This is a genomic window from Pseudomonas sp. NY15463 (assembly GCF_048068415.1).
Taxonomy (GTDB): domain Bacteria; phylum Pseudomonadota; class Gammaproteobacteria; order Pseudomonadales; family Pseudomonadaceae; genus Aquipseudomonas; species Aquipseudomonas mosselii_C.
In genome coordinates this window covers 333833-357130 of record NZ_JBLUQD010000003.1, presented here as the reverse complement: position 1 = coordinate 357130, position 23298 = coordinate 333833, and the positions used below count along the sequence as shown (strand labels likewise).

Here is a 23298-nt window from a genome sequence, read left to right as displayed (position 1 = left end):
CCGTCAGGGGCTTCAGCCCAGCTCGCGCAAGTAGCTCCAGGGGTAGATGCCGCGTTCATGTCCATCGCTGAACACCAGTTGCACGCCATACCCCTGGGCCTCGATCCGCTCCACCCGCACATCGTCGCGAACCAGTGAAATCGCCCCCTTCAAACGCCCCGCCCGGCACTGCGAGCACGGGCAGGCACCGCGCAGGCGGGCATGGCTGATGACCTGCTCGACCTCGCCCCAGCACACCCGCAACTCGCCTGCCTCGCGCCGATTGCGCAGCGCGCAGGGGGCGTTCATCAGACCACCCCCTGCAACTGCGCCAAGGCGATGCGCACAGCCTTGCGCACCTCTGGGTCGCTGTCGCCTTCGGCAGCCTGCAAGACCGGCAGCGCGCGCGCCTGACCCAGTTCGCCCAAGGCCAGCGCGGCCTCCTTGCGCAGGTTGGCGATGGCATGCCCGAGCAGTTCGGCCAAGCCATCGAGGGCGCCAGCGAAGCGCAAGCGCCCCAGGGCGCGGGCGGCACGCAGGCGCACTTGCCAGTAAGCGTCGGCCAGGGCCGCGACCAACGCCGGTCCGGCCTCGGCATGGCCGACCTTGCCCAGCGTGGTGGCCGCTTCCTCGCGCACCTGCCAGGCCGGGTCAGCCAGCGCACCGATCAACGCCGGCAGCACACTGGCATCGCGCGCCAGGCCCAATGCACCAATGGCGGCGCGGCGGACCTCGGTGTCCGGCTCATCGGCGGCGAGCTGCGCCAGGGCGGGCAGCGCCGGTTCATGCTTGAGCCAACCCAGGATGCCCACCGCCTCGCGGCGCACGCCGGCATCGATGTCAGCCAGCGCCCGTAGCGCGGGCCCAGCAGCGTCCGCCAGGCGCAGCTCGCGCAGGGCGCGCAGGGCACTGGCGCGCACGAACGCCTCGTTGTGGGTGGCCCAGGGCAGGATCAACTGCCCGGCATCTTGCGTCTTCAGCTCGCTCAAGCTCTGCGCCGCCGCCAGGCGCACCGGCTCGGCGGGATCGGCCAAGGCGGCGCACAGGCCTTGCACCACTTCGGACTCCTCCCAGGCTTCGAGCAGGCGCGCGGCCTCGGCACGCACCTCGGCGGCGCCATCGACCAGCAGCGCGTCGGTCAACCACGGCAGGCCGTCCGGGTCTTCCAGGTCGGCCAGTTCGATCAGGGCGATGCGGCGCACACCGGCGTCGCTGTCGTTCAGGCGCGGCAACAGCTCGAGGATATCGGGGTTGTCGGTGATTCGTTCGGTCATAGCGCAATCCGCAGCGGAGGATGGTCGACGTCGGGCAGGCCCAACGGTGTCAGGCGCGGCAATTCGCGGCCTTCTTCGTGGCGCAGTAGCGCCAGGCAATGGCGTTTGAGATGGGTGAATTCGGGGCTGGTCAACAGGCTCGCGCGGCGCGGGCGGGCGAAGTCCAGGCGCAGGTCTTCGATGAAGCGCCCAGGGCGCGGGCTCATCACCAGGATGCGGTCAGCGAGGAACAGCGCCTCGTCGATGTCGTGGGTGACGAACACCACGGTGGTACGAATGCGGCCCCAGATATCCAGCAGCAGTTCCTGCATGCGTGCGCGGGTCTGCGCATCCAGGGCGCCGAAGGGCTCGTCCATCAGCAGCAGCCGCGGCCGATTGATCAGTACCCGGGCAATCTCGGCGCGTTGCTGCATGCCGCCAGACAGCTGGCTGGGCCAGCGCTCGGCGAAGTCGCCCAGGCCTACCAGTTGCAGCATCTCGGCAGCCTTGCGCTGGCGTTCGGCCTTGCCCTGCCCCTGCATCTTCAGGCCAAAGGCGACGTTGTCCAGCACACTGCGCCAGGGCAACAGGGTGTGGTGCTGGAACACCATGCCGCGCTGCGGCGAAGGGCCGGTGATCGCCTGGCCGTCGACCCGCAACTGCCCGCTGGCAGGCGTGAGATGCCCGGCCAGGGCGCCGAGCAGGGTCGACTTGCCACAGCCGGACGGCCCGAGGATGCACACGAACTCGCCGGGGGCGATGGAAAAATCCAGCGCCTGCACCGCTTCGAACGCTTCGCTTGCATGGCCCAGCCGAATCGACAGCCCCTGCGCCTCGATGCGCCCAGGGACGGCTTGATGAATGCTCATCACACGCCCCTCCGCGCTCGATACCAAGGTGTGGCCAGCGCGCCCAGGCGCTTGACCAGCGCGCTGCTGCCCATGCCCAGCAGGCCGATCAGCAACATGCCGACAATGATGTCGGGATAGTTCTGCAAGGTGTAGGACTCCCAGGTGTAGTAACCGATGCCGAACTGCCCGGCGATCATCTCGGCGGTGACCAGGCAGAACCACGAGGTGCCCATGCCGATCGACAACCCCGTGACGATGCTCGGCAACGCGCCGGGCAACACCACCTCGCGCAGGATCGCCCCGCGCCCGGCGCCCAGGCTGCGTGCCGAGGCCACCAGGCGCGGGTCGACCGCCTCGGCGCCATGCACGGTGTTGAGCAGGATCGGGAACAATGCGCCGGTGAAGGTGATGAACACCATCGACAACTCCGAGGACGGGAACATCAGGATCGCCAAGGGGATCCACGCCACTGCCGGGATCGGCCGCAGCACTTCCAGCGGCGGCAGCAGGGTGTCTTCCAGCCAGCGCGAGCGGCCGATCGCCAGGCCCAGCGACACGCCCAGCAGCGCCGCCACGCCGTAGCCGGCGAACACCCGCGCCAGGCTGCTGCCCAGGTGCGCCAGCAGCGCGTTGGAAGTGAGTAGTTGCCAGGCAGCGTCGAGCACCGCAGCGGGGGTGGGCACGTAGGTGAAGGTGAACAGCAGCAGGTCGAGCTTGTGCTGGGCGGCCAACTGCCAGAACAGCAGGCAAGCCAGCAGCGAAGCCAGGCGCAGCGGCCAGCGGGTCAGGTCGCGGGTCATGGCGGTGGGCTCCGGTCAGCGCTGGGCGAGCAGCTTCTGGTTGGCGTGGACGAAGTCCAGCGCCTCGCCGCCATGGGCCTTGGCGTACTGCTCGGCCTGATCCTTGAGCAGGAAGGCGGCCAGTTCACCCTTGCCGTTGCGCACGAACCAGGCTTGGTTGGCCAACAGCTTGATGCCGCTGTCGGCAGCCTGGGCGTAGATCGCACGGATGTCCTTGCCCTCCTGCTCCAGCTGGGCCAAGGCACCGAGCGCAGCTTCAGGCGAGGCGTAGTGGCGCACCTTGTCCTCGCCGCGCACCCAGATCTGCGCCAGGCGGCTGAAGTCGGTGATCGGCTTGCCGGTCAGCGCATCGCTGGCCTTCAGTGGCAGCGGCGCGTAGTCCTTCAGGGCCTTGTCGTAGTCCTGACCGGCCTGCTTGAAGGCCGCGCGGATGTACTGGTCGTCGATGAACTGCTGGGTATCCAGGCCACGGTCGGTCTTCTTCAACAGCTTGAGGGTGTCGATCGAAGTCGCCACGGCCTGGCGGTACTCGGGCTTCCAGGTGAGGTCGCGGGTCTGCAAGCCGAGGGGGCCGTGGAACAGGTAGTTCACCTCGGCTTCGACACCGGTGACCTTTTCGATCAGCTCGCTGTACTTTTCGGGTTCGGCGGCAATCAGGCGATCGGCCTCCAGGCTCGCACGCAGGTAGGCGGTGACCACCTCGGGGTACTTCTTGGCGTAGTCGGCATCCACCAGCGCACCATGGAAGGTCGGCGCATTGGCCTGGGCGCCGTCATAGATCTTGCGGGCGAAGCCACGGTTGGGGAACAGCTCGGCGAACGGCACGAAGTCGGCGTGGGCCTCGATGCGGTTGCTGCGCAGCGCGGAACCAGCAATCTCCGGGGCCTGGGCGATGATCCTGACATCCTTCTGCGGGTCCCAGCCCTGCGCGGCGACCGCACGCAGCAGCATGCCGTGGGCGGTGGAGGCGAACGGCACGGAGATGGTCTTGCCCTTTAGCTCGGCCAGCGACTGCACGCTGGAGGCCGCTGGCACCACGATACCGTTGCCACTGCCGTGCACGCTGCCCGACAGTACGCTGATGAACAGGCTGCGCTTGCCGGCATCGAGGTGGGCGACACCATTGAACGAGCCTGGGAAGTCGGCCATGGCGCCGAAGTCGAGCTTGCCGGCGACCATCTCGTTGGTCAGCGGCGCGCCGCTGGTGAAGTTCTTCCACTCGACTTGGTACTGCGCATCCTTGTACTTGCCGTCGTGGGGCAGGTACTTGTCGAGCAGGCCCAGCTCGCGAATCAGCAGGCCGCCGGTGGCGCAGTTGATGGTGGTGTCCTGGGTGCCGATGGCGATGCGGATGGTTTCGGCGCTGGCGTTCAGGCCAGTGATTGCCAGCGCAAGGCCGGCCACGGTTGCTACAAGGCGCATGGGTATATCCCCTCGAATCGTTTTAGGTATTTGAGTCGTCTCCGCCGCCCGGTCGGGTGGTGGGAAACGAGGGGCATTGCAGGTGGGCGTCCGGTGGTTCGGCCGGATGGCGGGTGTTTCGGGGTCAGCGCAGCAGGTACGGGATGTCGACCTTCACGGCGCCGGTGGGGCAGTCTTTTTCGCAGGGCATGCAGTACCAGCACTCGTCGAAGGCCATGTAGGCCTTCTGCGTGGTCGGGTTGATGGCCAGCAGGTCCATGGGGCAGACCTCGACGCAGACGGTGCAGCCCTTTTCGGCGATGCACTTGTCTTCGTCGATGGTGACCGGAGCGCTGCTGCGAAAGAAGATTTCCTGGGGTTGGTAGGCCATTTCACGGGGTCCTTGGGGCCTTTGGCCCTCGTTCTTCGGTGAACTCACATAACCTGTGGGAGCGGGCTTGCCGGAGTGCCGGACCACCGCGAACACCGGCAAAGCCGGTGCCATACACCGCGTTGCCTGCTTCGCGGGCAAGTCGGGGCGCCGAACCGCAGCTCCCACAGGATTCGGCGTTGCCTATGCCGCGTCGGCTTTCACTCGCAGCCGGTCATACGCGGTCTGTTCTTCGGCATCCAGGGCGATCAGGTACGGCTCGACCGACTTCTTGAAACTGGTCATCGCACCGCCCTCGCCCTTTTTCAGATGGCAATGCACGAACCACTCGTCATCGTTGCGCTCGGGGAAGTCGACGCGGTGGTGGTACAGCCCCCAGCGGCTCTCCTCGCGAAACAGCGAAGCCCGCGCGGCCATTTCGGCGCAATCGCGGATCACCGCGACCTCCATCGCACGCATCAACTCATGCGGGTTGTTGGCCTTCATCTGCGCAAGGTCGCGCTCGATCTCGGCGAAGCGCGCCAGGCCGATCTCCATCTTCTTGGTCACCTTGGGCGGTTGCAGGTAGTCGTTGACCATGCGCCGCAGCTTGTACTCGACCTGCGCAGGCGGCAGCCCGTGCTCGCGCTGCAACGGGGCGAACACCCGCGCCTGCTCACGCTCGACCTGCCCGGCGTCGACCTCGGCATGCTCGCGCCCGGCCACGTACCGTGCGGCGTTGACCCCGGCAAACCAGCCGTAGGTGAAGGCCCCGAGCATGTAGTTGTGCGGCACCGCAGCCATGTCGCCGGCGGCATACAGGCCCTTGACGCTGGTTTCGGCCTTTTCGTTGACCCACACCCCCGAGGCCGAATGCCCCGAGCAGAAGCCAATCTCGGAGATGTGCATCTCGACCATGTGCTGGCGGTAGTCGGTGCCGCGCCCAGCGTGGAACTGGCCACGACTGGGGCGCTCGTTGCTGTGCAGGATCTCTTCGATGTTCTGGATGGTTTCCTCGGCCAGGTGGTCGAGCTTGAGGAACACCGGGCCGTTGCCGCCTTCGAGCTCCTGGTGGAACTCCCACATCATCTGCCCGCTCCAGTAGTCGCACTCGATGAAGCGCTCGCCCTTGCTGTTGGCGGTGTAGCCGCCCAGGGGGCCGGTGACGTAGGCGCAGGCCGGGCCGTTGTAGTCCTTGATCAATGGGTTGATCTGGAAGCACTCAAGGTTCGCCAGCTCCGCACCGGCATGGTAGGCCATGGCATAGCCGTCGCCGGCGTTGGTCGGGTTCTCGTAGGTGCCCATCAGGTAGCCCGACGACGGCAAGCCCAAGCGGCCAGCGGCGCCGCAGGCAAGGATCACTGCCTTGGCGCGGATCACCCGGAACTCGCCGCTGCGGCAATCGAAGCCGAGCACACCAGCCGCGGCGCCTTGGGCATCGAGCAACACACGGGTGCAGACCATGCGGTTGCTGATCTCGACCCGGGCACGCTTGAGCTGGCGGTACAGCACCTTCTTGATGTCGTGGCCCTCAGGCATCGGCAGCACGTAGGCGCCCATGTGGTGGACCTTCTTAACCGCGTAGTCGCCGGTCTCGTCCTTCTCGAACTTCACGCCCCAGCGGTCGAGCTGCTCGATGGTCTCGAAGCTCTTGCTGGCGTAGGCGTACACGGCGGCCTGGTTGACGATGCCGTCATTGGCCACGGTGATTTCCTTGGTGTACTGCTCGGGCGTGGCGTGGCCGGGAATGATCGCGTTGTTCAGGCCATCCATGCCCATGCTGATGGCGCCGCTGCGCTTGACGTTGGCTTTGTCCAGCAGCAGCACGCGCAGGTTCTTGTCCTGCTCCTTGGCCTTGATTGCGGCCATGGGTCCGGCGGTGCCGCCGCCGATCACCACGATGTCGTAGTCCTGGGTGTGAATGCTCATGCCTTGCTCCCCTTCTGGCGGTCGATGCGCAGGCGGTACTGGAAGGCATCGCCACGGTAGTAGAGGTGTTCGAAGTCCAGCGGCGTGCCGTCGGCGGTGTGGGTCAGGCGTTCGATGCGCATGATCGGCGAGCCCTCCTCCACCGCCAGGGCCTGGGTCAGGTCGCTGTCGGCGAGCACCGCGTCGATGGCAAGGTCGGCATGGCCGAGGGCGATGCCGCAGTCGTTCTCCAGCAACAGGAAGATGTCGCGGGTGACCAGGTCGGCCTTTTCCAGCTTCTCGCCCACGTGGTGGGGCAACCAGGTGATTTCCAGCGAAACCGGCTCGCGATTGATCAAGCGCACCCGGCGAATCTCGGTAACCAGGCTACCCTCTGCAACCTGAAGGCGAGCCGCCACCAGCGGATTGGCCGGCACATGGCGCAGGCTGCGCAGGCGGTTGAGCACTTCGTAGCCCATCTGCGTCATCGACTCGGCCAGGCCCTGCAAGGTGCTGACGTTCTGGAACGCCTTGGGCTTGGCGACGAAGGTGCCCTTGCCATGAATCTTGAAGATCAGCCCCTCCTTCTGCAGGTCGCCCAGCGCCTGGCGCACGGTGATGCGACTGACATCGAAGGCCTTGCCCAGCTCGTTTTCCGAGGGCATGCGGCTGTGCGGCGCGTAGCTGCCGTCGAGGATGCGCTCACGCAGCAGTTCCTTGAGCTGGGTGTAGAGCGGTACGGGAGAAAGGGGGAGCAGTTCGGCCATGGTCATCTTCGCTGTCGGCTGACTTGTTATAACAAGTTGTGACCAGAAGATAACGGGTATGAAGCGCAGGCTGGAAATACCGATATCGCATATCCATAGACCCCAGCGCCGGGCACGGTGGCTGCAACAGCCTGCTTTTGCTGGAAAAAAGGCTACAGATCAAGGCGATGGACGCCACAGGAACAGATGGGTATGATGCGCCCCGTGCACTCGTAGCTCAGCTGGATAGAGTACTGCCCTCCGAAGGCAGGGGTCGTGGGTTCGAATCCCGCCGAGTGCGCCACCTCCCCCTCGTATCACCGCCCTTCAAATGTCTGGATCAAGCGCGTCTGCCGCAGGTTTTTCTACGCCTGTCAGATGGAACGCAAGCGCCACTTTCTCAGCATCGCTGATATAGGCGCGCCACTATATTTTGCGCACAATATAAATTCGCAAACGTTTATTGCGCGATTTCTGATCTTCTGCCGTCAGACGGTTTCCAAACGCCTTTGCGAGCAGCGAGTCACGCGTACCGATGAGGCCTAGCGGTTGCGCAGACTGCCCAGGCACTGCCTAAAAAGGCGCCTCGACCCCTGGCATGTCGGCATGCGCCGCCAGCACCGCCTCAAGAGGCGCCTGTTTGCCACCCAGGGTGCCGTGCACGAGATTGAGCCAGATCACCGACACCGCCACCTGCCCTTTACCAAGCCAGTTACGCTCCAGATTGGCAGCGAGCACCTTCTGGCCCAGGGCGTAGAACGGTTGCGTATCGACGTCTCCCTGCGCCTTGGCCTTGCACAGTTCATAGGCAAAGCGTCGCGGAGATTGAGTGAGGCGTTTGTCAGTCGGAACACCCTGATGCTGCTCATACGCCGAGATACCCTCGGCATAGCGTTGGGCAAGCACGCACAGCGCCAGGTATTCGTCCAGAAACGCGGTCTGCAAACCTGCCTTGCCCCAGTTGGAGAGGGTGGCGGACTTGAGCATCCCATCACAGGCTTGAGCAAAGCGCAGCGTCTGTTGCGCTTCCTGCATCGCCCAGGCACCGAGGCTGCGGTACTTGTGCAGGCGAGCCATATACAGATCGAAATCGCTGCCAAAGTCGTCCTGCCTGGAGATGGCCAGGTCAATTCTGTCCAACAACCCCGGCATGTAAGGCTGGACGAGCTCATAACAGCCAACCAGCCAACCAGAGAAGATGCTGTCCATCAGATGACAGGCGACATTACCCAGCGCCACCCCGTCGTCCGGGTCTTCCTGCAACAGCAGCAAGCTCACTTCCAGCACATGCTTCTTTTTTTGACCATGTCCAAAACAGGCATAGCGTCTAGGCCCTTTTTCATTCACATAAACAAGCAAAAAGGGGACAGATCTCTTATCCAGAATTACGCTTCGCCCTGCCCTGACCTCATAACTCAACTCACAGTCCGAACAAGATCTGCCTCAGCGCATGTTGTTCTTCCATGGTTGAGTCATCAGAAAAAATCTTGTCAGATGTTACAACCTTGAAAAATTTAACGCCCTCATACACTTTAACCCCTTGGCTTTCCAACAATGAAACGCAGGAGCGCTTATCTACACCCACCCGCTCCCAGAAGAGACTACCCAGCCACATCGTGCTGCCAATCGCCTCAATATACCCTTGCCTAAGCACGTTACGACCAGGATTCCCTGACGTATCAATTTCCATTTGATCCAAGGGAGGAGGTAAACCATTCGATTTCATCGGAAGACCGAAAAGCGAGCGACCCGCGCATTCAAACTCTAGAGGGTCTGTGGCGTTCTGCCAAAAATCATAGTCGATATCAGAAGCCCATGCCTGAATAAAACCTTGCACACCGAGAATAGGCCCTAATTCCTCTTGCAACTCAGCATTATCATGACCTTCTAGTTCTTCCAGCACCAAAAAGCAATAACCCATTGCTGGCAGCAGCCCGAATCGGAGCCCATACCCACCTGACACCAAGCCACTAGGCCATGACTTTTTCTTCAGTATTTCCTTTTCAAGTTTCTTGACATCAATCTTGGTTCCCTGCAAAAAAAATTCTACAGGAGAGAAAAGTTTACTTAAAACCTGCTCAACCAAAACCAGCATCTGCAAGCCACTGATCGAATCGATATCAAAAACAAACTTGAATCGTTTCAATTCCTAAAATCTCACCTAAATTCTTTAATAACCACTTTGACATCATAGTCACGGCCAAATTGGATAAGTGACTTGGCAGCGGCCGAATCACCAGGCTGAACGTGCAGATCAAGCACCATGCTTGCTGGCATACCGTCCACTTTTGCGCCAGTTGTCCCCAAATCGATAATATGATCTTGCATACGGCCTAACCACGTACTGCCTGTCGTATCGACTCACCAGCGTCTTACCCTTCTGGAAATCAACAAGCGGGAAATATCCGTTTCGTTCGGCACCGACGTTATACCAGTCGCACTGCTGTGGATGCCCAGTTTTAGCAAGGTGCAACTCAATTTCTAACCACGGGATGAGGCCTAGCGGTTGCGCAGACTGCCAACGCACTGCCTGTAAAGGCACCTCGACCCGGGCAGTTTGCACCACTAGCCCACCATTTCGTTCAAGAACCGAAGCCCATCTTCATCGCGAACTGCATAGACACTTTCGTACTGAAAGGAAAAAATAAAATAACATTGGTTTTTTTCAGACAAATCAGTCAAAAAACGCTTAATGTCGCTCGATCCTTGCGCAAGAGAGTCCACCGGACAATGGAATGCCCCCCTGACCCCCACAGCCCAACTTACGCTTACTCCCTCAGTTACAACCTGCTCCAGCTCATGGCACTTACGAAATACAAAATACGTGTTGGAGGCACCCAAGTTCCCTGATAGATCATCATTATCGATGCAGACCTCAGCCCCCACCCCCGATAAAACCGACCCAATCTCCTGCATGGAAGTGCCAGTCGCGATTTCAAGGCTCATGGTTATTGCCATTTCGAAACCTCAATCACCTTGAACTCTCCATTTTTCATGAGATATAGCGTCTTCAAATCTGCCACGAGTTTAAGACTCAAGGCATCGCCTACCTGATTGATAGTCAGCGGAGAGTCAGCCAGATTAATCACTACACTGCTGGCTTGTTTTTTGACCTTGTCATTAATGGTCATCAACACAGAGCCAACACTGCCCGTTCTCGGAGATGCAACATCAGCCAGTTCTCCATTGATCCGCAAATCTGGATTGGCAACTTTTTACCCGTATTAGCTAGTTGCTCTACATCATAGCCAGCGCTAGCAAGACCTTTGGCGGCCTCATTTTGACGCTCAATTGATCGAACCCTATCTGGACTTCATTTTTTGGCGGCAGCTCTGGCTCGCCCTTCAAAGATCCAGTTTGTGGCAGCCTTGTAGTGCCGGCTTCAGTTTCTGTAAGTGCGCTAGTTGGATTTGGATTCTTCGTGGATACCTCTTTTGCACCACCTTTTACACCAGCCTGTCAGTAGAGCCCATCAAAAACCTTCACTCTTCGTCCCAAAAATTCCCTGGCGGCGCATACTCACCATCCTTCAAGACAATACACCACCCGAAGTTCTTATAAAACATTTCTAGCCCAATGACTTTATAAACATCAGGCTCAATTTCCCTCAAGGTAATCAGACTGTTCGCATAGTGAGTATATTGCCCTCCCCCACCCGCAGTAGCTCTTAACTCCAACTCATTACGATCCCATTCAGATACGACTCCGAACACCTCCGGAACAGCATCCGAAAAATAAATCTCAAATTCTTTAGATATTTTGCACAAACAAGGAATTCGCTCCTGCCTGAGCAATTGCTCAGTGTGCATATTTTTGGGGAAGCTAATATTTAATTTCATTTCAAAGCACTCCGAGGAACAACAACCTCACCCGAAAAATTTCTTTCAAAGGCACTAACAGGACTGAAATACTGCTTACCATGCGGGTCACGAATAGCTACAACAGAAATGCCATTTCTAGTTATAACCCCATCCACCACAACACAATTGAAAAAAACAGAGCCTGTCGCTTTGTCAGCAACTCGAAAAACTACCGGAGTTCCATTTGAGGTATACCTAGCCAAATCAGCGACATTTCTGTTCCCAAAGGCACTTGCAGGAATACCTTCAGACTTCATCAGGCTAGCAACATCCTGAGCAAAAATTCCTTTTTCAGAGGGCGGGAGCTTTTGGATAAGAGTGCCTACATCAAGTTCCTTGCCCAACGTATTCAGAACCATCCCACAAGAGTTGTGACCGCAAGTAGGCACAACTCCTTGATTCACGACCAGACGATCACCGCCTCTCGGTATCACATCATCAAGCAACGGATTTCTAGCGCCCGTGCCTGCAACTTCTCCAGCCGTCCCTGTCGCTTTTGCACCCGAAGCCACCCAACGCCCCGACACCCACTTGACCGCCAGTCCACCCAATTCAGCAGTCAATTGCCCCTTCGTATCATTGACAATACGCGCCTCGACCAAAACATCATTTGATAGCGTTGCTCCCCCTTTGTACCAAAAACCCCATTAAAACGCTAATACTATTCGTAAATCTTAGATGCAAACAATATTTTTGCAAATGTCTGCCAACTAGGGATGAGGGCTTCCTCATCTCCAGAGTTCATTGCATAGAAATTCATCGCTCGAACCCAACCTTCCATTGCGTCCAAAAACCTTTCCAGCGTAGGGTTTTCCCACTCGCCTGAATTTAATTCCAAATCTTCCTTAAGCCCACAAATAAAGTCTGCAAGCTCCTCTCTTGTTTTAATACTCTCAATCATTTTATCTAAATCCATAAGTCACCTATTTACAAACCCCACGAACACAAATTATAGAACCGTTGTTTGGTGTAGTCATCTTCCTTCCAATTTCCTTGGCTATTTCGGCCTCGGTGGCGGGAACGATTTTGATGGGCACGCCGGCGGCAGATGCAGCTAGGGAAACTCCGATCAAGTCAGCACAGGCAGCCTGACCTGTGCTGACTTGATCGGAGAATCCTTAAAGGATCGTCGAAACCTCGCACAGTTGCTTTTACGTCAATTCCGGCCTCTCTAGCTGCTGCTATACGGGTGTTATCCATACTCATCAGCTTTCCATCGGGCATTTTCACCACATCGACAGGATCACCTTTCCAACCATTGGCTCGCATACTTTGAACCAGGTTGTCGTAGGTATATTGAGTGCCACTAACTCGATCCGCCTTATTGAACGACACTGTGTTCTGTGAGAAACGAATATCACCAGCCGCATGAGACGTAGCATTTCCTGCTGCTTTTGCACCAATAGTAAATCTATGACTTCAAGCCCTTCAGATGCTTGAATGGCCCTTCTTCCAAAGATAACCCCATACCCAAGGCCAATTGAATAGCTTCGGTATACTCCTCATCACTTATAGATACATCATATTCGCAAATATGGTCACACAAAATCTCGAAAGCCAGACTCTCTTCATTATATCCGACATAATCTAATGTTCCCTGAAGCAGCGTAGAATCTAGCCGCCCCTGGAATCGCTCTCCAAATTTGACAATACGATCAGCGTACATAGAGACCTACTTTATGGGCTTATAGGTTGGAATTGGTGCATTGTCGGGAAAGGCCGTGACCACCTTGCCCGTAGCTGGCTGGTAAACAACACGCATACGAACTCCGTCACGCACTTCATAAGCAACCCATTTGGCAGGATCGCCTTTGCTTGTATAAATCCCGCCAGTTCCTGTTTGGGCGTACCACTTGGTATTAGGAGACGTCGCAATGTCGCCAACCTCGTGAACTATTTTATCTGCCGACCAACTCCGAGGGAAAACTGTCTTCCCTGGTTGACCTGGCCACATATGGCCACCACTTTCAGGCTTATCGCCATACAAAATATGTTTTTTGCTTCAGGGGAAAGAACATCGACATAATCCTTTCTAGTCGCTTTTGCACCAACTTATTATTTCTCTAAGAAAGCAGCCCGCACCATCAACAACCAATTTGCGTATGTCAGGCCTTCGGATTCGGGCTCAAAGAAACATCCAACTTTAGCAATCATAATCTCGCGACAAGCATCTTCAGGAAGATTAAGAGCAATCAATTGGTCAAGCTCACCAGCCCCCGCGAGCAACCTCTCACGAGATTCACTATTAGTAATTTCATGAATCACCTCACTGCTATTACTGAACTCTTCAGGCCAGTCTTGATGAAAATAGCAACCTAATAACTGACCGATAACGCTGTAATTTTTCATACTCATGGCACCGTAGGGAATCCTGTAAGAATTTTATATCCTGTTGAAATTTTCGAATCACGCACAAGTATTACCCTGACCGAATTTGCATCTACTGCACCGGACGCGCCGCGAGCAACAGATATTCCAACAGGGTTTGATAGCGTATGGTCAAGTCTCAAGCGGTTTGCGCTTCCAGAAAGCCAGTTCGCAATTTCTGTTCGCTTCATATCCAAGGTTTGTGAAACGGCCTTTTCAGCAACTGTTCGATCATAAAAAGATGACGAGCCAGTAATTTTAGGCTCCGCCGAAAGACGGCTTAACAACTGTGCCTCTGATTGCCCGACATGCTTTGCAAGCAAGTGCCCACCAGCTGCCTCATGAGCTGCAAGTCCACCACCTGGAACAATTGGGCTAACTGCCTTCCCAGCTTCTTTTGCACCCGAAGCCACCCAGCGCCCCGACACCCACTTGACCGCCACCCCACCCAATTCAGCAGTCAAAATGCCAGTGGTCGCGTCAAACAGGAACTCGCCCGTACCCTGCGGCCCCTTGGCCTGAGCCTCGTCAATGGCCCGCTCGATGCCTTGGGCTGGGATATCACTGGTGGCCCAAGCGTAGCCTGCACTCGCGCTGTCCAGCAAGCCAGCCCACACCCCTTGCACGGTGTCGATTGGATGCTGGGCGACCTGCGAAAGTGTATCGACTGCCTTGCCCGGCCAGCTAACCGCCTCGCGCATGTAACCAAGGCCCATTTCCGAGGCGACGAAGCCAAGCTCCCTGGCGGGCGCATACCCGGCGTAGGTGACATCGGCCTGATCGACTTGCTGGGCGGCGAAATAGTCGTCGAATACCGCCTTGCGATATTCCTGCTCCGTCCAATCGCGGTCTTTCAACGCCTGAAGCTGAATCTCGCGCGCGTGGTTCTTTTGATCAAGATCGCGTGCCTTGTCCAGTGCATCGATCGCCCGGGTCACGTTGTCCTGGCAGGCAACTACGTCCCCGCCTTGAGCCTTGCAGGCCTCACGCGCGCGGTCAGCCTCCTCGATCTCACCATGCAGCAACCAGTTGTACTGGGTAGCACTGGCGTTGACCGCCGCTGCCACCTGCACGCTCTTGTCGTCACCGCCCTGCAACGACGCCGACAGCACGCCGATCAGTTGCGAGTTCATCACCAGCAGGCGCTGCTTGTCGTCCGGGTCCATGTTCTTGTAGGCGTCGGACAGCGACTTGACCATCGCCTCGTTGACCCCGGCCGCCAACGCGCCGGTCTTGAAGTCGCCGCCCATGGCTTCGGCCGCCAGCCCGCCCATCAGCGCGTGCAGGCCGATCTTCGCGGCGCTGCCATCGTCTAGGTGGTACTCATGACCGATATCGCCGACCAGGTTGAAGCCGGCAGCCATGAAGGTGTTGACCAAGCTCTGCTGCAACGCATCGCCCAGGCTGCCCTTTTGCCCCAGTGCCTTGCTGAGCAACGCCGAGGTGCTGTTCTGCAAGGCCTGGTTGGCTGCGAACTGGCCGACGCCCGACCAACTGGACAGCGGGCTGAGGGTCTGTACCGGGCCGCTGTTGAGCAGCGCAGTGCTGTTGCTGCCGCTGTTCTGCGCGGTGGTTTGCGTGGCGCCTTGCGTGGTGCTCGGGCCGGTTTCGGTGCTGGTCCATTGATCGTAGAGGCCCGTGGTCAAACCGGCCGTCACACCGGAGATCGCATACCCCTTCAACGCATCCTTGGAGGTAGCCTGCTTGAGCGCCGCGCCGAGGTTGCCGCCGTTGTTGATCAGGCCAATCGCGGCGTTGGTTTCCATGCCCACCAGCACGGCGGTCATGGCGGCGTTAGCCCAGCCGGCAGCGACGGTGGTGGTGACCGTGGTGGTTGCCGCGCCGACGGTGGTGGTCGAGACCATGGTCGCTGAGCTGGCCCAGGCCGCACCGGCAGTCGTGGTTGCCCCCGCAGTACCCGCCGCGCCTGCTACCAGTCCGCTGGCTGCACCGGCAGTGAAGTAGGCGATGATGATGGCGATCACCAGCTGCGCCGCGCCACCCAGCCCGGAATGGCTGTACTTGTACGAGTCGTGCACCTCCTTGACCCGACGCCAGTCCACATCGCCACGTGCTTCGGCGTCCTTCAGCCAGGCCAGGTCCGGGTTCACCTCGACCATCGCGTCGATGGTCTGCTGCACGGTCTGCTGGTTGACCTCCCTGACGTCGACGGTGATGCGCTGCGCGGCCTGGATCATCAGCTCGCCCTGCACCGCCATCTCGGTCTGGCGCACGGTCTCGTCGGTGCGCCCCTTGCCGCTCATGCTGGTCCACACCAGCGAGTTGCTGCTCTTCTCGTGGCTTTCCTGGTGCAGGTCCTTGACTGCGGCAAAGGTGATCGCGCCGCCACTGTCGATGCTCAGGTCGCGCGCGGTTTCAAGGCGCGCGCCCTGGTAGGTCTGGTCGCCAGCGCTGGCCAGGGTGAGGTTGCCGCCAGCCTTGATCTGGCTGCCGACGTAGGTCACGTCGGTGACTTCGTCGCGGCGGGTCTTCTTGCTGCCCCAGCTGCCTTTGCTGCTCTTGTCGTACAGGCTGTAGTCGGTGTTCTGGGCGGCCAGCAGGTTGAGCTGGTCGCCGGCATACAGGTACGCCTCGCCGCCTGCGCTGATACGGCTGGCCGACAAGGTCAGGTTGTTCCCGGCAATGGCGTTGAGCGAGCCGCCGGCCTGAACGACACTTGCCACCTGCTGGCTGTGCTCTTCGCGCTGCTCAAGCTTCTTGCCGTGGCCTTTGTAGCGATAGGCGAAGCTGCTGTCGTTGGCCGCAGAGATCAACGACAGGTCGTTGCCCGCCTGCAAAGCAATGTCGTTGCCCGCCTTGAGCTGGCTGGCGATCACCGTCAGGTCGTTGCCGGCCAGGATGTTCAGGTTGGTGCCGGCGCTCACTTCGCTGGCGTGCTGGGTGGTGTCGCTGCGGCTGATGTTGTGGCGCTTGTCCTGGCGACTGCTGGCGTTGCTTTCCTCGGCGGCGGCGATCAGCACGTCGTTGGCTGCCTGAAGGGTGGCCTGCGCGCCGGCCTGGATGACGCCACCCACGTTGGCGATGCTGTTGCCGGCAGTGATGGTCAGGTCGTTGGCGGCTTCGATACGCGCCGCACTGTCGACCACGCTGGTGCGCTGGCTGAAGCCGGTGCCGCTGTTCTCGGTGCTGCTGACAGTGCGTTCGTTGATGAGGTTGCCGGTGATCGCGGTCACGCTCACGTCACGCCCGCTGAGGATTCCCCCGGCGCGGTTGCTGACGTCGACGCCAGCGGTAAGGTCGAGGCGCTCACCAGCCTGCATCAGGCGCGTGTTGGTGATGTCTCGGGCCGCTTGCACGCTGAGGTTGCGCGTGGCGCGCAGGGTGCCGCTGTTGAGCAGGTCCTGGCCGCTGATCAGGCTGACGTCGGTGCCTTGCACCAGCGCGCCGCTCGGCGCCAGGCGGGTGTTGGCGTTGGCCAGGTACAGTACCGGCACCAGCACATGCTCACCGCGCACCACCTGGTCTTCCATCCACACGATGTCGTGGGTCAGCGCCGCCACTTGCTCAGCGCTCAGGGCCACGCCCACGCTCAGGTTCAAGGCCTGCTTGCTGACCAGGGCGTTGTCCATCAGGTACTTGAACTGCGCCTCGTTGCTGGTCTGGCCATCGAGCAAGGCTTGGCCGGTGCGAGCGGTGATCGCCTGCTGCACCAGGCGCTGCTCGTAGAAACCATCGCCCAGGCGTTTCCAACTGCTGTCGGGGTTGTAGTCGAGCAAACCGAGCAGATAGTCGGAACTCATGAATTGGCGCATGTCGGTCAGCGCCGGGTTGGTCTCGATCAAATAGCGGTGCGCGATGCTGGGGTTGTTGGCCAGCGTGACCGCGCCTGCGGCATCGGCAAGATCGGGGTCGCTGAGGCGGAACAGCCCGTTTTCACCGCTGGGCAGGTCGAAGCCGGGCAGCGTGGTGGGGTTGACCTGCTGCTGGGCAAGGTCGGCCGGCAGTTGCGCATTGAGCTGTACCACCAATGGCTGGGCCACGCCGGTGGCGCGAGTGTCGCCCACTTGGCTGGCACCTGCGTCGGAGGCCTTGTGCTCGACCACGTTGCTGATGTTCTGCGTGGCACTCAGGTGCACGCTGCCGGCAGCCTGGATCACCGCCGCGGCGGCAATACCGGTGTCGCTGATGGTGGTGATGTCGCTGACCTGCGACCAGCTGTTCAGCGCCCCCAGAGGCAGTTCCTTGGGCAAGCCCTGGACGTTGTAGGGGTACACGTAGGCGGCGCGGAAGCGCTCGTCGGTGCCGTCGGTGACCCGGCCGGTGTTCCAGATGCGCGTGCGCTGGGTGGTGGTGCTTGCAGCGCCTTGGTTGACGATGTTGTCGGCAGTGATGCTGATGTCGCCGTTGGAGGCGATGGTGCTGTAGTGGTTGGCCAGGCTGGCCGCGTCGACGATCAGGTTGCCGCCGCTTTGCAGCGTGGCCGCCGGAGAGTCCTCGGTGACCTGGCTGGTGAAGGTCTCCCGGGCCACGTAGTCGACGTTGTGGTGGTCGCCGCTGCAGTCGTAGCAGGTGACGGAAATGTTCCCCGCCGTGAGCTGGTCGACGTTGCTGAAGACATCCTTGCGGTTGGTCACCGTCGCGGCCCTGAGCAACATGCCGCTGCCTGACTCCAGACTGCCGGAAATGTTCTCCAGGCTCTCGGCGCGGCTGTTGCCATCGGCGCCATCGACCTGCATGCCGGCGAAGCTGTAGAGATCGCCGTAGCGGTTGGTCAGGGTGCGGGCGTGCAGGCTCATAAGCTCGCCGCTGAACACCAGGCCATGGTCGTTGAGCAGGGTGTCGACCCAGGCTTCGAGGCTACCGGCGCTGCCCAGGGTGCCCTGGTTGTGCAGGGCATTGGCACGCAGCAGCAAATCACCGTTGCTGGTGACGCGCCCGGCACTGGTCAATGCACCGGTCACGTTCAGCTGACTGTCGCCTCCCGCGCGCAGCGTGGCGCTGCTCCCCAGGTTGACGCTGGCGGCGCTCAAGCCCAGCGTGCCGGCTGCGTCGGCCTGGCCGGCGCCGCTGTAGGCGCCGCCAAGGGTGAGCGACAGGTTGCCGTCGGTGACGATCTCGCCGTCGTTGACCCAGTCGCTGCCTTGGCCGGTGAAGCCGTTGATGCCGAGCAACTTGCCTCTGGCAGTCTGGGTCAGTTGGCCGACCTCGACGTTCAGCGCACTGGCCAGAATGGCCGTGCTGTTGGTCCAGCTGTCGCCACGCAGGTCGAGCGCGCCTCGCGTGCTCAGGGCGCCACCGGCATCGTTGAGCAGGGACAGCGAGACGCCCAACTGGCCACTGCCGGCATGGGTGATCTGCCCGCCACCGTTGCTCAGGCGGGCGGCGCTCAGGCTGAGGTCCTGGTTGGCGCTTTCCAGGGTGCCGTTCTGGTTGTCGAGCAGACCTTGCAGGTTCACCTGGGTACTGTCGCTGCTGCCCAGCGCACGCAGGCTCCCGCTGCGATTGTCGAGGCTGGCCGCCTCCAGGGTCAGGCTCTGGCTGCTTTCGATGATGCCGCGCTGGTTGTCCAGGACGCCGCTGAGTTCGGTGCTGATACTGTTGGCCGCCACCTGGCCGTGGTTGGCGAAGCTGTCACCGATGACCTTGAGCAGGCCCTGCGCGACCAGGGTGCCGGTGCCGTTGTCGTAGGCGCCCACCTCAAGCAGCGCAGCGCCGCTGTTGGCGATCAGGCTACCGCCGTCGTTGCTGGCACGGGCACCAGTCAGGGTCAGGGTTTCGCCTTGGGTGAGGCCACCGCTGTTGTCGAAATGCCCGGCGTTCAGGTCCGCACCACCGGCCTGGCTGTAAAGCAAGCCGCCATCGGTGTTGTCCAGACGGCCGCCGACCACGATGCGCAACAGGCCGGCGCTGGCGGTGTTGCCTTTCTGACTGTTGTCGAAGCTGCCTGCCAGCAGGCTCAAGGCCCCCACGCTGGTCAGGCTGCCGCCCCGGTTGCTGAAGGCTGCGCCCTGGTTGTCGATGCTCAGGCCGCTGGCGCTGTATAGGCTGCCGCCGTCGTTCTGGCTAGCGCCAGTGAGGGTCAGCGTGGCCAGGCCCTGGGCCTGAACCTGGCCACCACGGTTGTCGAAACCACTGGCATTGAGGGTCAGGGTGGTGCCGGCATCGATCAGGCCGAGGCTGGCATTGAGCAGTGCGGTGCTGGCCTCAAGGGTCAGGGCCGCGCCACTGGACAGCACACCGTTGCTGTTGTCGATTCGCGCGGCACTGGCCTCGACCTTGCCCTTGGCGACCAGAGCGCCCTGCTCGCGGTTGTCCAGCGTGCCGCTCAAGGTAACCTTGAGGTCACCGTCGCGGCTGGCGACGGTGCCGCTGGCGCGGTTGTCCAAGTGCTGGCCGGCCAGCGTTACCCCTTGCCGCCCGGATAGCACGCCGGCCTGGTTGTTCACCGTTGCGCTGGCGGTCACGTCCAGCGTGCGGCTGGCGATCACCTGGCCGTGGTTTTCGACCGTCTCGCCGCGCAGGGTCACATCCGCGCTCTGGTTGCGGGTGTTGTCGCGGTTGACGCCCGCTTCGACGATGGCGCTATTGCGCAGCGTGCCACCAGCGGTCAAGGCCACATCACCGGCAGCCGCCAAAGTGCCGCGGTTTGTCAGGGTGGTATCGGCCTGCACCGTCACCTTGCCGGCCGCGTAAGTGGGGCCAGTCAGTTCGACACTGCGGCCATGCACGTCGATGTTGCCGCTGGCAGCGGCCTGGGCCACGCGCAAATGGCCATTGGCGTCGAGCTGCATGTCACCGGCGCTGGCCGCCAGGTTGCCGTCCAGCTTCACACCGACACCCGCCTCGGTGCCCACCAGGCGAATCGTGTTGGCGTACATGCCACCCAGCGCCGAGGCGTCGATGGCAAGCTCGGGGGCATTACCATCGCTGGCCCGCGCGGTGGTGGCCAGGGTATCGGCGGCGACGTCGTTCTGGCCGGCGATGATGGTCAGTTTGCGGGCGTGGATCTCGCCGTTGATCTTCGCCGAGCGGGTGATGATCTCGAACTGGTCGATATTACTGGCATCCAGCCCGTCGCCCTCGATGCCGACCTGTCCACCGTCGACCTCGAAGCGCTGCAATCGGCCGTTGTCGTCGAGCACCGGCTTGCCAGTGGTGAGCGTGGCGCGTGGGGTGTTGATGAAGCCGCAGCCGTTGCAGGTGATGCCGTAAGGGTTGGCGACGATCACCCGTGCCGAACGCCCGGCCACTTCCGTGTAGCCGTTGAGCTGGCTGGGGCTGCCGCCCTTGACCTCGTTGAGGATCGTGCTGGCGGCGTGCCCTTTGAGGTTGGGGTTACCGACGATGATGCCGCCCAGCTGCGTCGATTGCAGGTTGCCGGTGGCATTGTTGAGGATCAGGCCTTCCTTGCCGACGTTGTAGGCCTGGAACTTGTTATGCGACAGGCCGCTGCTGTTGGGCGCAGCAATGTTCACCACCGGCACGCCGTTGCCCGCCTGGGTCAGTTGGGTGGTGCCGTTGCTCACCACGATGCCTGGGGCAGCCTGCGCCCAGAGGGGTTGCCAGAACAGTGCGTTGATCAGCAGCAGTACAATGCCGCGCTTGGGCAGGCCGCAGAAGGTGGCCGGGCGTGGGAGGGCGTCCATGTCGTGTCCTCGAAACAGCGGTGAAATGACTTACAGGAAAAAATCGACGCTGAAATACAGCGGGTGCTCGCGCTTGGGCAGCGCCTCGGGGCGCTCCAGTGAGCGGGCCAGGGTCAGGCTCACGCCCATATGCTGGCCACGGGCAAACAGCTCGAAAGCGTTGCCGGTGACCCGACCACTGCCGCCCTGGTTGTAGCGGCCATGTTCGATCACACCGACGTCGTAGCCCACGCTTGCGCCGTACTGCTGGAACAGCGGCTGCAACGAAGGCCGGGTGACCGGGCGCACCCAACGCAGGTCATTGCGCCAATAGCCGCCGCTGTCACCGGTCAGGAACTGATTCTTCAGACCGCGAATCGAGGCCAACCCGCCCAGACTCATGCGCTGCGGGCTGTACAGCGCATCTTCACTGTGCTGCCAGGTGCCCAGGCTGGTGAACTGCAAGCGCTCGCCGAACAGGTCGAAGCCTTGCAGGTAGCTCAGGGTGCCGGTGTATTTGTTGTATCGGGCGGTGGGCTCGCCCGGTTCCGGGTGGTCGTCGCCCTGGGCGTCGAAGGCGCCGATGCCGCGCTGCCAGCCCAGGTCGAGGTTGACGAAGGCATTGCCGATACGCCGGCCGTGGTTGAAGCCAAACTGCGCCTCGGTGATGCGGTTGCTGCTCAATTCCAGCCAGTTGTCGTCGATGTAGTTGTTGGTGCGCAGCACCGACAGGCCGGCACTGAGCGCGGTCTTGCTCACGCTATCGCGATGGATCACCCGCTCGGCACGGGCGCTGTGGTTCTGGCTGTCGCCGGTCTGGGCGAACGTGCGGCCCTGGGCGTCGAACTTCGAGCGGAAGTCGCTTTGGCTGTAGCGGTAGTCGAAGGTCCACCACCCCCACGGCAGGCTGTAATCGATGCCGCCACTCTTCGAGGCGCGGGTGTGGTCGCTGACCGCATCGTGGCTGCCGCGCACGCGCAACTGGTCGGCCAGGCCCAGCGGGCTGTCCCACTCCAGGGCCGCACTCCACTGCTGCTCGCCGGTGCTGCGCTGGCCGTTGTTGTGCCGCGACAGCGACGCGCGCCAGGGCTTGCTGGTGGTGTTGTTGACCTGTACCTGGCTGGCGCCGATCTGCTGGCCGGGTATCAGGTCCATCTGCACTTGGTTGGACGGCAAGCGGTTCAACTGATCGACCATCTGCTCCAGTTCACGCAGGTTCAGGGCATGCCCAGCTTCGCCAGGAAACGCCATGGCCAGCTCACGCGGGCTCAGCCCACTGGTCTCGCCCGGCGCCAGGCCCTCCAGACGACCTTCGACCACCTGAACGCGCAGGTTACCGCTACTCAGGTCCTGCTCGGGCAGGTAGGCGCGGCTGGTCACGTAGCCCCGGGCAATGTATTGGGCGGTAATGGCCTTGAGCAGCGCATTGAGTTGCTGCACCCCCACGCAACGGCCTTCATAGGGGGCGACCAGCTCGCGCCGGGTTCTCTCGGGCAGCAAGGTCACGCCGTCGAGTTGTACATGTTCGATGGGAAAACAACGGCTGGGCTCGGCACCGGCTGCTTCGGGCGATGCCTGCTGCTGACCGGGCAAGTTGCGCAGCTCGTCGATACGCCGCTGCTGGTCGTCCAGCAAGCGCCGCTGGCGCTCCAGCAACAGGTCTTGCTCCCCCGGGGTGGGGGCTGCGTACACACCGAGGCTGACTAGCAGGCAGGCGGCGGCAAATAAGAGATACTTCATTCTGCTTCCATGCAATATCAAGGCGACATCAATGCAGAGCGCACATTGCTGGCACTTGAGTCGGGCTGTGATTAACCGCAACTCTGATAGCGCATTTCGTATTTAGTTCTGGCCCTGCCCATCTTTGATCTGCGTATTGCGGAGCACTTCTCAAAACCGCTGAACGCCACGGATTACCTGGCCTGCATGGAAAAACCGGTATCTTTTTTCACCCGTTTGGATAGCGCGCGCGAAGGAAAAACTGCCGAACGAACACCCGATAACAAGCGTTTGGCCCGCACGTGGCGTACCGGACTGGCCGATGTTTTCCAAGACCGATGCAACATGCGGCCATGACGTTTTTCAATCGCCTCCATGCCGTTTCCTGCATTGCCGTGCAGAGCCGGGTGCCGGATGCTTTATTTACTCCGACACATCGCTTTTTTCACCCACCGAGG

At 60.9% G+C, this 23298-nt stretch carries 21 protein-coding genes, 1 tRNA gene and 1 pseudogene; 1 reads left to right on the top strand and 22 read right to left on the bottom strand.

Annotated elements, in window-relative coordinates; translation table 11 throughout:
* Positions 1 to 12 precede the first annotated feature (12 nt).
* The 8 genes from ACNFIC_RS09510 to ACNFIC_RS09475 all read right to left on the bottom strand — a co-directional run bounded on the left by ACNFIC_RS09510 (position 13) and on the right by ACNFIC_RS09475 (position 7329).
* Positions 13 to 288 (bottom strand): DUF971 domain-containing protein, encoded by a 276-nt coding sequence (locus ACNFIC_RS09510; RefSeq protein WP_416780884.1) that lies wholly within the window; start codon positions 286 to 288, stop codon positions 13 to 15.
* Positions 288 to 1253, bottom strand: a complete 966-nt coding sequence (locus ACNFIC_RS09505) for a HEAT repeat domain-containing protein (RefSeq protein WP_416780883.1) — start codon at positions 1251 to 1253, stop codon at positions 288 to 290. Before ACNFIC_RS09505 ends, ACNFIC_RS09510 begins: the two co-directional genes overlap by 1 nt.
* Positions 1250 to 2101 carry an ABC transporter ATP-binding protein gene (locus ACNFIC_RS09500; protein WP_416780882.1) on the bottom strand — a complete coding sequence of 284 codons (852 nt, stop codon included), beginning with the start codon at positions 2099 to 2101 and terminating at the stop codon, positions 1250 to 1252. Before ACNFIC_RS09500 ends, ACNFIC_RS09505 begins: the two co-directional genes overlap by 4 nt.
* Positions 2101 to 2883, bottom strand: a complete 783-nt coding sequence (locus tag ACNFIC_RS09495; RefSeq protein ID WP_416780881.1) for an ABC transporter permease — start codon at positions 2881 to 2883, stop codon at positions 2101 to 2103. Before ACNFIC_RS09495 ends, ACNFIC_RS09500 begins: the two co-directional genes overlap by 1 nt.
* Before the next feature lie 15 nt (positions 2884 to 2898).
* A complete protein-coding gene (locus tag ACNFIC_RS09490) occupies positions 2899 to 4305 on the bottom strand; it encodes an ABC transporter substrate-binding protein (RefSeq protein ID WP_416780880.1) in 1407 nt (468 codons plus the stop codon).
* 124 nt (positions 4306 to 4429) lie between these two features.
* Positions 4430 to 4675, bottom strand: coding sequence for a 4Fe-4S dicluster domain-containing protein (locus ACNFIC_RS09485; RefSeq protein WP_416780879.1), 246 nt, complete (start codon positions 4673 to 4675; stop codon positions 4430 to 4432).
* Positions 4676 to 4858: 183 nt separating this feature from the next.
* Positions 4859 to 6583 carry a fumarate reductase/succinate dehydrogenase flavoprotein subunit gene (locus tag ACNFIC_RS09480; protein ID WP_416780878.1) on the bottom strand — a complete coding sequence of 575 codons (1725 nt, stop codon included), beginning with the start codon at positions 6581 to 6583 and terminating at the stop codon, positions 4859 to 4861.
* Positions 6580 to 7329, bottom strand: coding sequence for a GntR family transcriptional regulator (locus ACNFIC_RS09475; RefSeq protein ID WP_416780877.1), 750 nt, complete (start codon positions 7327 to 7329; stop codon positions 6580 to 6582). Before ACNFIC_RS09475 ends, ACNFIC_RS09480 begins: the two co-directional genes overlap by 4 nt.
* A 206-nt stretch (positions 7330 to 7535) precedes the next feature.
* On the opposite strand from ACNFIC_RS09475, the gene ACNFIC_RS09470 reads away from it, so the two are divergent.
* Positions 7536 to 7612, top strand: a tRNA-Arg gene (locus ACNFIC_RS09470).
* A gap of 269 nt (positions 7613 to 7881) precedes the next feature.
* On the opposite strand, the gene ACNFIC_RS09465 is transcribed toward ACNFIC_RS09470, so the two are convergent.
* The 14 genes and pseudogenes from ACNFIC_RS09465 to ACNFIC_RS09400 form a co-directional block, all read right to left on the bottom strand.
* The gene (locus ACNFIC_RS09465) at positions 7882 to 8727 is read right to left on the bottom strand and encodes a hypothetical protein (protein WP_416780876.1); all 846 of its coding nucleotides are present in this window, start codon (positions 8725 to 8727) and stop codon (positions 7882 to 7884) included.
* Between the two features lies 1 nt (position 8728).
* Entirely contained in the window at positions 8729 to 9454 is a 726-nt protein-coding gene (locus ACNFIC_RS09460; protein ID WP_416780875.1) for a hypothetical protein, read from the bottom strand.
* A gap of 11 nt (positions 9455 to 9465) precedes the next feature.
* Positions 9466 to 9636, bottom strand: a complete 171-nt coding sequence (locus ACNFIC_RS09455) for a hypothetical protein (RefSeq protein ID WP_416780874.1) — start codon at positions 9634 to 9636, stop codon at positions 9466 to 9468.
* Positions 9637 to 9873: 237 nt separating this feature from the next.
* Entirely contained in the window at positions 9874 to 10254 is a 381-nt protein-coding gene (locus ACNFIC_RS09450; protein ID WP_416780873.1) for a hypothetical protein, read from the bottom strand.
* Positions 10255 to 10256: 2 nt separating this feature from the next.
* Positions 10257 to 10505, bottom strand: a complete 249-nt coding sequence (locus ACNFIC_RS09445; RefSeq protein ID WP_416780872.1) for a hypothetical protein — start codon at positions 10503 to 10505, stop codon at positions 10257 to 10259.
* A 285-nt stretch (positions 10506 to 10790) separates the two neighbouring features.
* Positions 10791 to 11147, bottom strand: a complete 357-nt coding sequence (locus ACNFIC_RS09440; RefSeq protein WP_416780871.1) for a hypothetical protein — start codon at positions 11145 to 11147, stop codon at positions 10791 to 10793.
* Complete coding sequence (locus tag ACNFIC_RS09435; protein ID WP_416780870.1) at positions 11144 to 11731, bottom strand: cysteine peptidase family C39 domain-containing protein; 588 nt, start codon at positions 11729 to 11731, stop codon at positions 11144 to 11146. Before ACNFIC_RS09435 ends, ACNFIC_RS09440 begins: the two co-directional genes overlap by 4 nt.
* Before the next feature lie 98 nt (positions 11732 to 11829).
* Positions 11830 to 12084 carry a hypothetical protein gene (locus tag ACNFIC_RS09430; protein WP_416780869.1) on the bottom strand — a complete coding sequence of 85 codons (255 nt, stop codon included), beginning with the start codon at positions 12082 to 12084 and terminating at the stop codon, positions 11830 to 11832.
* A gap of 495 nt (positions 12085 to 12579) precedes the next feature.
* Positions 12580 to 12834 carry a MafI family immunity protein gene (locus ACNFIC_RS09425; RefSeq protein WP_138220567.1) on the bottom strand — a complete coding sequence of 85 codons (255 nt, stop codon included), beginning with the start codon at positions 12832 to 12834 and terminating at the stop codon, positions 12580 to 12582.
* 6 nt (positions 12835 to 12840) lie between these two features.
* Positions 12841 to 13199 (bottom strand): annotated as a pseudogene (locus ACNFIC_RS09420) (EndoU domain-containing protein); the annotation flags it as partial.
* A 24-nt stretch (positions 13200 to 13223) separates the two neighbouring features.
* Positions 13224 to 13517: a contact-dependent growth inhibition system immunity protein gene (locus tag ACNFIC_RS09415; RefSeq protein ID WP_138220569.1), complete on the bottom strand. Its 294-nt coding sequence runs from the start codon at positions 13515 to 13517 to the stop codon at positions 13224 to 13226.
* A gap of 2 nt (positions 13518 to 13519) precedes the next feature.
* Positions 13520 to 21142 carry an RNase A-like domain-containing protein gene (locus tag ACNFIC_RS09410; protein ID WP_416780868.1) on the bottom strand — a complete coding sequence of 2541 codons (7623 nt, stop codon included), beginning with the start codon at positions 21140 to 21142 and terminating at the stop codon, positions 13520 to 13522.
* Positions 21143 to 21172: 30 nt separating this feature from the next.
* Positions 21173 to 22861 (bottom strand): ShlB/FhaC/HecB family hemolysin secretion/activation protein, encoded by a 1689-nt coding sequence (locus ACNFIC_RS09405; RefSeq protein WP_416780867.1) that lies wholly within the window; start codon positions 22859 to 22861, stop codon positions 21173 to 21175.
* Between the two features lie 173 nt (positions 22862 to 23034).
* Positions 23035 to 23217 (bottom strand): hypothetical protein, encoded by a 183-nt coding sequence (locus ACNFIC_RS09400; protein WP_416780866.1) that lies wholly within the window; start codon positions 23215 to 23217, stop codon positions 23035 to 23037.
* Positions 23218 to 23298 lie beyond the last annotated feature (81 nt).